Origin of the sequence: Ruegeria sp. ANG-S4, from assembly GCF_000814005.1 — a bacterium.
Classification (GTDB): domain Bacteria; phylum Pseudomonadota; class Alphaproteobacteria; order Rhodobacterales; family Rhodobacteraceae; genus Ruegeria.
In genome coordinates, this window is sequence record NZ_JWLK01000005.1 from 89,171 (window position 1) to 102,270 (window position 13,100).

Annotated in this window: 11 protein-coding genes; 6 read left to right on the top strand and 5 right to left on the bottom strand. The window is 58.7% G+C overall.

Annotated elements, in window-relative coordinates:
- Positions 1-25: 25 nt before the first annotated feature.
- Together RA28_RS13455 and RA28_RS13460 are read right to left on the bottom strand one after the other, a co-directional pair.
- A complete protein-coding gene (locus RA28_RS13455; protein WP_039529761.1) occupies positions 26-415 on the bottom strand; it encodes a hypothetical protein in 390 nt (129 codons plus the stop codon).
- Between the two features lie 101 nt (positions 416-516).
- On the bottom strand, positions 517-1,278 hold the full coding sequence (locus tag RA28_RS13460; protein ID WP_039531551.1) for an FkbM family methyltransferase: 762 nt from the start codon (positions 1,276-1,278) through the stop codon (positions 517-519).
- A gap of 100 nt (positions 1,279-1,378) precedes the next feature.
- Here RA28_RS13460 and RA28_RS13465 point away from each other — a divergent pair, with 100 nt between their 5' ends.
- The 3 genes from RA28_RS13465 (at position 1,379) to RA28_RS13475 (ending at position 3,531) form a co-directional block, all read left to right on the top strand.
- Positions 1,379-1,978, top strand: a complete 600-nt coding sequence (locus RA28_RS13465) for a superoxide dismutase (protein ID WP_039529764.1) — start codon at positions 1,379-1,381, stop codon at positions 1,976-1,978.
- Positions 1,979-1,981: 3 nt separating this feature from the next.
- Positions 1,982-2,863, top strand: coding sequence for a metallophosphoesterase (locus tag RA28_RS13470; RefSeq protein WP_039529766.1), 882 nt, complete (start codon positions 1,982-1,984; stop codon positions 2,861-2,863).
- Positions 2,864-3,078: 215 nt separating this feature from the next.
- Positions 3,079-3,531 carry a host attachment family protein gene (locus RA28_RS13475; protein ID WP_039529768.1) on the top strand — a complete coding sequence of 151 codons (453 nt, stop codon included), beginning with the start codon at positions 3,079-3,081 and terminating at the stop codon, positions 3,529-3,531.
- 39 nt (positions 3,532-3,570) lie between these two features.
- Here the strand turns inward: RA28_RS13475 and RA28_RS13480 are convergent, their stop codons facing one another.
- Positions 3,571-4,119, bottom strand: coding sequence for an LOG family protein (locus RA28_RS13480; RefSeq protein ID WP_039529770.1), 549 nt, complete (start codon positions 4,117-4,119; stop codon positions 3,571-3,573).
- 126 nt (positions 4,120-4,245) lie between these two features.
- Between RA28_RS13480 and RA28_RS13485 the strand changes: the two genes are divergently transcribed.
- From RA28_RS13485 to RA28_RS13495, 3 genes are all read left to right on the top strand, one after another.
- Positions 4,246-5,628: a LysM peptidoglycan-binding domain-containing protein gene (locus tag RA28_RS13485; RefSeq protein ID WP_039529772.1), complete on the top strand. Its 1,383-nt coding sequence runs from the start codon at positions 4,246-4,248 to the stop codon at positions 5,626-5,628.
- A 60-nt stretch (positions 5,629-5,688) separates the two neighbouring features.
- The gene (locus tag RA28_RS13490) at positions 5,689-7,512 is read left to right on the top strand and encodes an ABCB family ABC transporter ATP-binding protein/permease (RefSeq protein ID WP_152612089.1); all 1,824 of its coding nucleotides are present in this window, start codon (positions 5,689-5,691) and stop codon (positions 7,510-7,512) included.
- A 121-nt stretch (positions 7,513-7,633) separates the two neighbouring features.
- Positions 7,634-7,957, top strand: a complete 324-nt coding sequence (locus RA28_RS13495; RefSeq protein ID WP_039529774.1) for a hypothetical protein — start codon at positions 7,634-7,636, stop codon at positions 7,955-7,957.
- A gap of 46 nt (positions 7,958-8,003) precedes the next feature.
- On the opposite strand, the gene RA28_RS13500 is transcribed toward RA28_RS13495, so the two are convergent.
- On the bottom strand, positions 8,004-11,789 hold the full coding sequence (locus tag RA28_RS13500) for an efflux RND transporter permease subunit (protein WP_039529777.1): 3,786 nt from the start codon (positions 11,787-11,789) through the stop codon (positions 8,004-8,006).
- Complete coding sequence (locus tag RA28_RS13505; RefSeq protein ID WP_039529779.1) at positions 11,786-13,015, bottom strand: efflux RND transporter periplasmic adaptor subunit; 1,230 nt, start codon at positions 13,013-13,015, stop codon at positions 11,786-11,788. The genes RA28_RS13500 and RA28_RS13505 overlap by 4 nt, the downstream gene beginning before the upstream one ends.
- Positions 13,016-13,100 lie beyond the last annotated feature (85 nt).

Here is a 13,100-nt window from a genome sequence, read left to right on the forward strand (position 1 = left end):
CGGTTCGTCCGGGGCTTAATTGTCTTTATTGAACTTTGCACGTCCCTGTGCCGTAAGGCTTGTTCGAAGCATTCGTAGTTACGAATGCCATGCGAAGCTTGACGCTATTGTCCGTCGGATCGAGGTTGGCCTGATACCGAACGCGAAGGTTGCCTCCCGCTGACGCCGGAAGCGTCAGGTTCCAATTCATCCGATAGCCTTTTGTCCCCCGGTTCTTGAAACGTGCGTTGGTCCAGTCATGGTGGTTGCTTGCGACCTTCGCCGAGCCGGTGGCAACGTCTACTTGAAAGAAATACTCGGGCGCGATCCATCCGTGCCCATCCAGTTTGGTTATATCGCAGGCATAGGTTACCGATTCAGCCGCGGCAGCATGTGCGCCAAACAGCGTCAATAAAGCGAATGACAAATGTTTCATGAAATCCTTGTTTTCTTAGCTTTTGTCTTGCCACGACAACACCTCAAGCGGGAAATTGCAAGTCAAAACACAAGATTTGCGGGAAATTCAGGCAGGCACTTTCAATGGTGCAACAAGACGGTCTGATACTTTGACAAGGCGTCCGGTTCCAACAATTGACCGACCGATATGGGGCGCAGTTTTTCATCTTTTAAGTTGGAATAGAAGGCCAAAGCCTCAAGCAGTTTTTGTGTCGCTCCGTGCCTGTCGCTCACCGGTAACAACGGCGCATGCAGCGAGAGGTATAATGCGGCTTTCTGCTTTTTCAGCCAAGGCAAGAGAGTCGGCAGAACAAAGAACTCGGCCCCTTCAACATCCATCTTGACCAGTGAAACGCCAGACAGATCATTGACAGATTCAAACTGGTCCCACGAGATCGTCAGAGCATCGCTGCCATGTGCCCCGTCATGAAGCAGCGAGCTGGTGGAATCACCCGCCTCGCCACGCACCGAAGCCATGCGGGCCACTCCGAATTGATCCGACAACGCCACCCCAAAGGCAGATACATTTTGAATCCCATTGAGGTCCAGATTCCACGCCAGATGCCGATACGCGGTCGGGTCGGGCTCGAAGCACCAGACATGCCGGGCTTTGCGGGAACCGTACAGAACTGTCGGGCCGATCCAAGCGCCGATGTCCAGATAACCACAGTCCGACGAAAGATACCGGTCCAGAACGGAGAAGGTTTCAGGCTCCCAGTCGCCCGCCGATGCCTTGCGCCAGAATTTCGAGTGATAGGGGTCCAGACGAAACGGCTCGCCATTCAGATTGCCAGAACAGTATCCGCGGGCGCGGTAGAACATCTTGCGCGCCTCAATCAGCATCGCGGACCTCCGAGTTTTCTTTTCTCTGCCCTTGACCTGCGGGCGCAGCCAAAGCATTTAACCCTTGGAACCGCAACATTCATTTCAACAGGGGGCCGAGATGGCTTTTGAACTTCCTGATCTTCCTTATGCACATGACGCGCTGGCAGCCAAGGGCATGTCCGCGGAAACTCTGGAATATCACCACGACCTGCACCACAAGGCCTATGTCGACAACGGCAACAAGCTGATTGCGGGCACCGAATGGGACGGCAAGTCGCTGGAAGAGATCATCGTTGGCACCTATGACGCAAATGCTGTCGCGCAAAACGGTATCTTCAACAACATCAGCCAGCTGTGGAACCACAACCAGTTCTGGGAGATGATGGGACCCGGCGATTACGGCATGCCCGGCGAGTTGGAAAAGGCTCTGACCGAGAGCTTTGGCTCGGTTGACGAATTCAAGTCGCAGTTCAGCGCCGCAGGTGCCGGTCAGTTCGGGTCGGGCTGGGCATGGCTGGTCAAGAACGCAGACGGTTCGCTGGCTGTGACCAAGACCGAGAACGGCGTGAACCCGCTGTGCTTTGGTCAAACCGCGCTGCTGGGCTGCGACGTGTGGGAGCACAGCTACTACATCGATTTCCGCAACAAACGCCCGGCCTACCTGTCGAACTTTCTCGACAATCTGGTGAACTGGGAAAACGTCGCGTCGCGGATGTGATCTTTGACCCGACGAGGGTTTATCAAGGGCCTGCTAGCAACCACGCTGGCAGGTCTTTTTGTTGCCGCCTACGGGTTCTTCATCGAGCCCGGGTTACGGTTGCGCGTTCAGAAGTGGCGTCTGAAACGTGCGGACTGGACGGCCGGACCGGTGCGGATCGCAGTTTTGACCGATCTGCATGTTGGCGAACCCCATATGGGGCTGGATCGGATCAGGCAATTCGTGCGCCGGACCAACGCGTTATCGCCCGATCTGATCCTCTTGCTGGGTGATTTTGCAGCGGGGCACAGATTTGTGTCCGAACCGGTGGTGATAGACGATCTGGCCCCTGTACTGGCTGATTTGGAAGCAAAGCATGGGGTTTACGCGATTTTGGGCAATCACGACTGGTGGGATGACCTGAAGGCGCAGCGCCGGGGTGGCGGGCCGAACCTTTATGGCGAGGCGTTGCAACGACATGGTATTCAGTTGCTCTCCAACGCTGCGGTTAAGCTTGAGGATGCCGGCTTCTGGCTGGCAGGGCTTGAGGATCAACTGGCCATCGTAAAAGGGCCGGGCCGGTATCAGGGGCTGGATGATCTGCCTGCGACCCTGACGCAGATCTCGGATGACGCTCCGGTTGTGTTGATGGCGCATGAGCCTGACATTTTTCCGAAAGTCTCGGATCGGGTGGCGCTGACCCTTTCGGGTCATACGCATGGGGGACAGGTGCGATTGTTCGGCTGGTCGCCCATGGTCCCATCGCGGTTCGGCAATCGCTATGCCTATGGTCATGTGCGTGAGGATGGGCGTGATCTGGTGGTTTCGGGTGGCATCGGCTGTTCAATCCTGCCTGTGCGTTTTGGCGTAACGCCCGAGATCACGGTGATAGAGCTTTCCGCCTGATCCCATCCCCGGTGGAAACCTGCCGAAACGTCAACTTTCGGACGCGACCCTATTGTACGGGCCCAAGCAGTACCTAGCTATAGTATGCGGTAGGGAGAGAACCGCCAAATAGTCACAAGCAGGTTTGTTTCGCGCGAATTGTACCGTTCGCGCGCCGCTCGAATTGTGCCTGCAAGGGCGAGGGATTGCTTAGTCAACCTTAACAGGAGACCACTATGGCAGCACTTGAACAGGGAACATGGGTCATCATTGCGGATGGGGAAAAGGCCTTGGTGATGGAGAACATCACCGACGCGCAAGATCCCAATCTGGTCGTGGTATCGGTCGAAGAACCGGACACGCCACAGGCCAAACCGACGGACCGGGCCGGACGTCGATATGACGGCGGGCCCAGGCAGAAATCCGCAGTCGAAGAAGACCAATGGAAGACCCATGCCAAATCTCTGTTTGTGCAAGATGTCGCGAACCTGTTGAACCGGCGCGGGCTGAAAGGCGCGTTCAAGCGTCTCGTGCTGGTCGCAAGCCCGCACGTTCTGGGGCTGCTGCGGCGGCGTCTGCACAGCGATGTTCTGGCAAAGGTTGTGGCCGAGGTTGATAAGACCCTGACCAATCACCCACTCCACAAGGTTGAACAGATTTTGACGGCGCGTCTGGCAAAACCGGCCTGATTGGTCCAGCGATTGCCGGGCGGTGTTGGCCGCCCGGCCTCAGATCAAACGACGAAGGCAGGTCATGGCCTCGCTGGGCGATGCGACCCACGTGATGAAATCAGACAGGGAAGTGTCGGCAAAGCCCTGACCGATAACACGCTCAAGCAGCGTGTGCAGGCTGTCCCAATAGCCATCAATGTTCATAACCAGAATGGGCTTGTCGTGCAGGCCCAGCTGCCGCCATGTCAACGCTTCGAACAATTCGTCCAGCGAACCAGGGCCGCCCGGCATAACAACCACGGCGTCGGCATTCATGATCATGACCTTTTTGCGCTCATGCATCGTTTCGGTGACAATGAACCGGCTCAGATCCGTCTTACCGACCTCTCTTTGCAAAAGATGCACCGGGATAACGCCGAAAGTATCGCCGCCGGCCGCCTGCGCCGCTCGCGCAACTTCTCCCATCAACCCGACGTCGCCCGCGCCGTAAACCAGACGCCAGTCGGCTTCCGCCAATAGGGTGCCAAACTGGCTGGCGGCCCTTGCATAAGCCGGATTTGCGCCATTGCGTGACCCGCAATACACACAGACAGATTTCTGGGGCATGAATGGGTATCTCCGGGCTTGTGTCAGAGGTTTTGACCCCTGATAGCGGGATTGATAGATTGGCTCAACCGTCCGTTGGAATGCCTGCCACTCAGGGCGTTTACGGGGCGGAGTGAAAGGACAGAAATGAACGCCAAATCGGGAAGCGGAAGCTCTGGAACGTTTATCTGGGGGCTGGTTGCGGGTCTCGTCGTCCTGCTGGGGGCAGGCGGTCTGTATTTGGCAGGTGTCTTCGGCAGCGCCCCTGCGCCGCAGGAGGTCGAAGTTCAACAACCTGAAGAAACATCACCCCAAACAGCCGAACCTGCTGCGCCAGCCGAGGATGCGCAGGCCGAAGCGGAACCCGCCATCACCGAAGAACCGGAACAATCTGCACAGGCACCTGAACCCACTCAGGAAGAGTCGGAAGAAACGGCGTCGGCCACGGCAGCGCCGGTTCTTGACCAGATTTTCGTCGAACCCGATGGCAACGCGGTCCTGTCCGGCAACGCCGCGCCCGGATCACAGGTCAACGTGCTTTTGGATGGCGAGTCGGTACACAGCTTTACGGTCGACGAAACCGGGCAGTTTGCCGAGTTTGTTTTGATCCCGTTCGCAGATGACGCGCGTGGATTGGTGCTTGAGACGCCGGGCGGGGATCAACCGGTTCGATCCGACGACTACCTGATCGCCGCCTTGCCCAAGCCCGCCCCCGAGCCAGGCGCGCCCGCTGTGGCAGAGCCCGAGCCGTCAGAGTCGGACGCGTCCACGCAAGAAGTCGCCGAGGCGCAGCCATCGACACCGACGGAAGAGGTTGCAGAGGCCGAAGGTTTGGCTGCACCGAACGACGCGGGAGAAGATGCCGAAGTGAGCCGGGCTGACGAGCCGGCAGCGGAAGCACCAGAGACAGAACTCGCCGCGGTGGATGAAAATCCGGGCAGCGGATCTGCGACCGGACCCCAGCCGCAAACCGAAACGGAACAAGGCCAGCAGGTCGCCATCTTGCGATCGGGGGAAGAGGGTGTTGAGTTGGTCCAACCCCCGGCAGAGGACACGCCTCCGGATCAGGTGGCGCTTGATACGATTGGATACTCAGATACCGGTGAGGTCGAGTTGACCGGACGCGTGAAGGACGAATCCTCGGTCCGGCTGTATCTGGATAATCAGTTGGTGGCGGATCTTGACCCGGTCGACGATGGCCAGTGGCGCGGAGAGATCGAGGACGTGGACCCCGGCGTTTACACCTTGCGCGTCGACGAAGTCTCGCCCGAGGGTAATGTCGTGAGCCGGATCGAAACTCCGTTCAAGCGTGAACCGATCGAGACGTTGCGCGCGGCAGAAGGCACGACCGGCCCCGAAGCTGCACCGATCCGCTCGGTGACGGTACAAAAGGGCGACACGCTGTGGGCCATTTCCCGCGAACGGTTCGGCGATGGGGTTCTGTATGTCCGTCTGTTTGAAGCAAATCGCGAGTCGATCCGAGACCCGGACCTGATTTACCCCGGACAGATCTTCACGATCCCGGAATAAGACAAAAGCACTGGCCCTTTGCCGGGCCGGTCCAATCTCAGACCGCAGTCAAGATACGTGATGAGGAAAGCGCCCCCGATGCATTCCGATGACATGCCGCAGCCGGACGAGCGTCGCTCGGGGTGGCGAACGATCCGAAAGGTTGCCCCTTACCTGTGGCCCGATGACGAGCCCTGGGTCAAACGCCGTGTGACCCTCGCGTTGATCATGCTGGTCATGGCAAAGCTGATCGCCGTGTATACGCCCATTTTGTACAAAGGCGCGGTGGACAGTCTTGCGGGCGAGGGGGTGCCTCCGCTGGCGCTTGGTGCGGTCGGCTTGACGGTTGCGTATGGCGTGGCGCGGATGACGAATGTTGGCTTCCAACAGTTGCGCGATGCGATGTTCGCGCCGGTCGGCCAACGCGCGCTTCGGGCACTGGCGCTGGAGACGTTCAAGCACATCCATCAACTCTCGATGCGTTACCACGTGACGCGCCGCACCGGCGGTCTGAGCCGTATCATTGAGCGGGGGGTCAAAGGGGTCGAATTTCTTTTGCGTTTCCTTCTGTTTTCGATCGGGCCGCTGATCCTTGAGTTGCTGTTGGTGGCGGTGATCCTGATGTGGCTGTTCGACGTTTGGTATCTGGTTGTCGTTGCGGTGACGATTGCCCTTTACATCTGGTTCACCTTCGCAGTGACCGAGTGGCGCGTGAAGCTACGGCGCGAGATGAACGATCAGGACACCGAAGCCAATCAACGGGCCATCGACAGCCTGTTGAACTTTGAAACGGTCAAATACTTCAACGCCGAGATGCGCGAAGCCGACCGGTATGACGTGTCGATGAAAGCCTATGCCAAAGCGGCGCTCAAAACGGCTTATTCTCTGGCATTTCTGAACTTCGGACAGTCCATGCTGATCACGGCCGGTTTGATTGGCGTCATGGTTTTGGCAGCGGTGGGCGTGCAAAACGGAACTCTGACCGTCGGTGACTTTGTGATGGTCAACGCCTACATGATCCAAATCACCGTTCCATTGAATTTCCTGGGCACTGTCTATCGCGAGATCAGACAGTCGCTGGTGGATATGGGGCAGATGTTCGACCTGCTTGAACAGCCAGCCGAGGTATCAGACAAGGCGTGTGCGCCAAATCTGAAAGTGACGGGTGGCGAGGTCGCTTTGCAAGACGTTCGCTTCGGATATGAGGCGGATCGCGAAATCCTCAAAGGCGTATCGCTGATTGTTCCTGCGGGTCAGACTGTTGCCATCGTCGGGGCGACCGGGTCGGGCAAGTCAACCATCGGGCGGCTGTTGTTCCGCTTCTATGACGTGACCGGAGGCGCGCTGAAAATAGACGGGCAGGACGTGCGTGATGTGACACAATCCAGCCTGCACGCGGCGATTGGCGTGGTGCCGCAGGATACCGTTCTGTTCAACGATACCATCCGGTACAACATCGCCTACGGACGGGACGGGGCCAGCCAGTCGGAGGTCGAAGCAGCGGCCAAGTCTGCTCAAATCCATGAATTCATCGAAAGCCTGCCGCAGGGGTATGACACCAAGGTGGGTGAGCGTGGGTTGAAACTGTCCGGCGGTGAAAAGCAGCGCGTCGGCATCGCGCGCACGCTTCTCAAGAACCCTCCGATCCTGTTGCTGGACGAGGCCACGTCGGCGCTGGATACAGATACCGAGCAGGACATTAAGGACGCGCTGTCACGCGCGGGTGAAGGGCGCACAGTGATCACCATTGCCCACCGTCTGAGCACGATAGCCGAAGCGGATCAAATCGTGGTGCTGGAACAGGGTGAGATAATCGAGCAGGGCACACATGAAGAACTGCTGCGGCGTGACGGTCGGTATGCACAGCTATGGAACCGCCAACAGGCGGATGTTCAGGCCGCCTGATCGCATAGCTATACAGATGCCCAAAGCCCGTTTTGTGTTTGACGCGAGACGCCCATCCCGACATCTTGCGAAGACCGCAACACGCTATGCGTGCGGCCCAAGCACAACAAGGGATAACCGAATGAAATCGCGAGCAGCGGCAGCTTTGACTGCCTTGTCAATCTTTGCTACGGCAGCAATGGCCGAAGATCTGGAGTTCTTGATCATCAACGAAACCAGCGTTGATCTGGTCGAATTCAACGTATCTGCGGCCTCTTCCGACAGTTGGGAACGAAACTTGTTACAGGGCGGCTATCTGGCGTCGGATTACGAAGTCGGCGTATTGATCGCAGATGGTCTGACCACCTGCGTGTATGACATTCGCGGCGTCTTCAGCGATGGCGCGTCGGTCGAAGACTATGGCTTGGACCTGTGCGAATTGGGCGAATACGCGTTCGTAGAATAACACGAACCTCTAAAAACTGAGGGCGAGCCAACAGGCTCGCCCTTCCTTATTCTGCTGCTTTCAGCGGCGTCGTTGGCGGATGATCGGGGCGGTCATCCTGCGCATCATGCAGGTCCGACGCCGCAATTCGCTCATCCGACCAGATGACCTCGGTGGATTGAATCTCGCGCGCCGCGCGGCTCAGCAGCATGTCCTGTGCTCTCCGGCTGGATCGGCCTGACGACACGCGGGCCAACAGCTTTGCCAGCCAGATTGCGTAGGTCGTCACCCAAACCCGCAGCGCAAGGAACGACGGCGTGACGATCAACGTCAACACCGTGGCAATGCCCAGCCCGAAAACAACGGCGGTCGCCAGTTGTTTCCACCAAAGTGCCGTCGGGCTGTCGATGGTATATCCGCCATTGATAAAGTCCAGCGACAGGCCAAACATCATCGGCGTCAGACCGGCCATCGTCGTAAGCGTCGTCAACAGAACAGGGCGGATACGCGCCTCTGCCGTGCGGATGATCGCCTCGATCCGCGGCATTTGCCGGCTGTATTCCTGATAGGTGTCGATCAGAACAATGTTGTTGTTAACCACGATCCCCGCGAGCGCCACGATGCCGGTGCCGGTCATGATGATCGAGAAGGGCTGTTGCATCACCAGCATGCCGATCAGCACGCCCGTGGTAGACAGAACAACCGCCAGCAACACCAGCACCGAGTTGTAGAACGAGTTGAACTGAGCCAGCAGGATCACGAACATCAGGCCCAATGCCCCCGCGAACGCGTTCATCAGGAAGGCACCGGATTCCTCCTGGTCCTCTTGGTCGCCCGTCCACTCCCAGCTGATGACATTCGAGAATGGTCCGGTATCAAGCCATTCGGTCAGCACCGCGATCCGTTCGTTCGGGTTGATCAGCGTGAAACGCGCATCCCCGCTTTCGATTTCGGCCCGCAGGGCGTCAACGGACTCGGCTCCGGTCAGTTGCAGCAATTCGTATTGCGCGCCGTCTGCGCCGGTAATGGCGGTGCCGCTTGCTTCTTCGCCCTCGGGAACAGCACGAACCACGGCCAGGCGCTGTTCCACACCGTCCGGGCCATCGACGACGACCTTCGACAAGCCTGGCTCGACGTCCGCTTTGACATCGTAATACCTTTGCTGATCGATCCGGTTGATTTCGGCCAGCTTGGCGACCGGTTTGCGGGTCACGAAGTTGGACAGGGGAACCAGACCGTCCGGTGTACGCACCTTGAGCGAGTCCAGCGTCGAAAGTACCCGGTCTTCTTCGGGCAGGCGGACGCGAATCTCAACCTCTTCGTCGGTATTGTCCGGACGCATCTCGCCCAGAAGGATGCCGCGCGTGACCAGCTGAACCATCGCGCCGACCGTGGCAACGTCGGCACCAAACCGGCCTGCCTTGGCGACGTCCACGTCGATCTGCCAGTCGATGCCGGGCAGGGGCAGGGTGTCTTCGATCTGGATCAGGCCCGGGGTGGCTTCAAAGACTTCGCGGGCCGACAGCGCCGCGGTGGTCAGCTCTTCCCAACCATCCCCCTTGATGCGCAAATGCACGGGTTTGGCCGAAGCTGGCCCTTGTTCGAGCGGGCGGATTTCCACGACAATTCCGGGGATCTTCGCAAGCTCTGCACCGAGCTGGTCCAGAACGACGTCGCCATCATATTCCGGGTCAATGATCTCCTGCTCGAACAGGCCGCCAAGAACGGGTTCGGAAATGTTTGGCCGATCTTCCCACGGGGTGATCTCGAACTGGACACGACCAACCGTATCAGCGGGAGAAGACGCCCCACCATCATTCTGGGTCAGCCCGCCCTCGCCAGCGAAGGCAAAAACGTTTGTGACCGCAGGATGTGCGCCAATCACGGCCTCGGCAGCCAGAACCATCGCGTCTTTTTCCTGCAAAGACAGGTTGCCCCTTGCCCGGACAAAGGCCGTGGCCTGCTCTGGCTCGGTTTCGACAAAGAACTCGACACCACGGTTGTTCGCGGCGAAGGCCCCCATGACCGACATCACGGCAAAGCCTACCACTATGATGGATACGATAGGCATGATCGGGTTGCCGACAAGGAACTTGACCACCCGACCGAACGGCGTGCGCTCGCGCGAGGTGTGCACCCGTTCCTCTCGGCGACGTTCGATCTTGGCCGCGCTCAAGGTGACGGAACCGGCAAACGCCCCAAACAGGAACAACAGTGCCCCAGCGATCCTGCCGCCAGGCAGCAGATAGTCGGGGTTCAACATCTGCATCGCGCCCAGGAAAATCATGTAGAGCGATGGCGGCACCAAAACCGCCCGCACCCACCAGGGCGACACCCGCCGCAGCCAGTTCGACGTGCGATCAAAGAAACGGCTGAGACGACCAGAAACACCACCGACAACCGGCAGGTAGATCAAGGCAACAATCAGTGAGGACGACAGCACGAAAATCAGCGTGATCGGCAGCATCTTCATGAACTCGCCCGGAACACCCGGCCAGAACAGCATCGGCAAGAATGCACACAAGGTCGTCGCGGTGGAGGACACGATGGGCCAGAACATCCGTTGAGCCGCCTCGACATACGCGTGCATCGGCCCGATGCCTTCCTTGATGCGCTTGTCGGCGTATTCAACCACCACAATGGCACCGTCGACCAGCATGCCGACGGCCAGAATCAATCCGAACATCACCATGTTCGAAATGCTGACCCCCATGACCGCCAGAAATGCAAAGCTCAGCAGGAACGAGGTCGGAATCGCGAAGCCCACCAGCAGCGCGGCGCGCGTTCCCAGCGAGGCCAAAACAACGATCATCACCAGCGCGATTGCGGTCAGAACCGAACCTTCCAACTGGCGCACCATCGAGTCCACGATGCGGCTTTGGTCGTTCGAGGTGCCTACATCTACAGCGGCGCGCATTTCGGCTGGCCATTTTTCCTGCGCGGCAGCAAGCGTTTCCTTGACCTGCGCCACGGTGTCTATCAGGTTGAACCCTTTGCGTTTGACCACTTGCAGGGCGACCGTGGATTCGTTGTCGAAACGGGCCGTGCCTTCGCGATCCTCGAAGGTATAATTGATCTGGGCCAACTCGCCCATCGTCACAACCCGGTCCCCGTTGACCTTGACCGGCAGGCTGTAGACATCCTCTGCGGTTTTGAAAGACGACGGGATTTTGACCGAGAATGTACCTTGTGAGGTTTCGACCTCACCGGCTGCAATCAACTGGTTGTTGTTCTGGACCACCGTGATCAGCTCATCCGCCGATACGTTGTAGGCCTCAAGACGCAACGGGTCGATGATCACCTCAAGCAATTCGTCGCGATTGCCAGCAATCCCCGCCTCCAGAACCGAATCCAGTGCCTCAAGCTCGTCCTGCAAGTCTTTGGCAATGCGCGCCATCGTGCGTTCCGGAACGGCACCCGTCAGGTTGACGATGACGATCGGGAATTCTGACAGGTTGATTTCGGTCAGCGTGTATTGTTCGGCACCTTCCGGGAAGTCGGCCTGCGCGCTGTTCATCGCGTCGCGTACATCCGCCATGATCGCGGTTTTGTCCCAGCCGAAGTCGAACTCCAGCGCGACACCGGCGTAACCTTCGGCGGCGGTGGCTGTCATTTCTTTCAGCCCGTCCAGATCTGCCAGCTCGGTCTCCATCGGCTTGATCAGCAGATTTTCGGAGTCCTCAGCCGAAATGCCGGGAAACTGAACCGAAACGAACAGGGCCGGGATTTCAATGTCCGGCTCGCCTTCTTTGGGAAGGCCGACATACGCAAACCCGCCAACCATGAGCGAAATCGCGATGAAGGCCAGCACCATTCTGGCGCGGCCAGCGGCCCAACTGACGACGCCCGTCATTGCAATGCTTCCCTATAAGTGGGCGCGACCGAAACACCGCGAGTCACAAATTCTTGTCCAACGACAATAACGTCAGTCGTTTCCGGCAAGCCATCGACCCAGACACCTTCGGGTGTGTCGCGCAACAGTTGGATCGGCATGAAGTCAACGACGTTTCCAGCGCCGACCGTGCGCACACCCAATTGCCCATCATTATTCAGGGTCAAGGACGATTGCGGCAGAAGGTGCGCCTTTACGCCCTCGGCATCGATCTGGATGTTCGCTGTTTGCCCATCCCGGATCTGAAGGTCCGGGTTGGGGACGGTGATTTCAACTTCGAATGTCCGGGTTGTTTCGTCCGCCGAACGGCTAAGGAAGGTCACCCGACCGTCGACTTGCAAACCGGTGACAAGCTGCGCTGACGCCGTCGATCCCACGACAATACGGTTTACTTCGGTCTCGGGAACGAAGCCGACCAGCTTGATCGGATCCAATTGGATGACCGTGGCACATAGCGATCCGGGCTGCATGAGGCTGCCCAGTTCCGCCGTGTCGCTTTCCAAAAGACCCTTGAACGGCGCTTCGATAGTCAATCTGTCCAGTTCGCGGCGGGCGGCTGCAACCTCGGCAGTGGCGGCTTCAATCCCGGCTTGTGTGGCTTCCAGCCCGGCTTCGGCCGACTTCACGCCAGCTTCGGCACTGCTCATCGCGGCTTCGCTCGAGATACGGCGCGTTTCCGAACCGAACCCGCTTTCGGACAGTCTGTTGGCCGCTTTCAGGTTGATTTCGGCTTCGGCCACAAGCGCGTGGGCTTCTTCCAGACGGGCTTCGGCCTCGGGAATGCGGCTTTCGGCCTCCAACTTGCCCGCCATGGCTTCGGCCAGGCTTGCCGGTCGGGTGCCGGGGTCGAGCTCGCACAGCAAGTCCCCGGCTTCAACGAAGCTGCCCTTGCGCTTGGGCTCTGACAGAACGGTCGAAGTTGTCTCGGCCAGAACCTCGACCTGGCGGTTCGCCTTGGTTTGTCCGCGCAGCTGAACCGCGCTGCCGATTTCCCGCGCGACCGAGCGATAGGCCACCACGCCCACCGCGTCTTCCAATGCTGCCGTAGCGTCATCTTCGCCGCCCGCCGCGGTTTCGGCAGCATCATCACCCAAACCGGCGAACGCAAACAGCGCATCGCGCTGAAAAACCACTAAATACAAAGCAACGGTGACCAAAACCGCGTTGATAAGAGAAATCAACCGCATACAAAGCCTCGCTCAGATATCTTCGCCTAAAATCATTGGCGTACATGCATTGAGATGGGGACGTCGCCTCGGCATGTCCATGCTG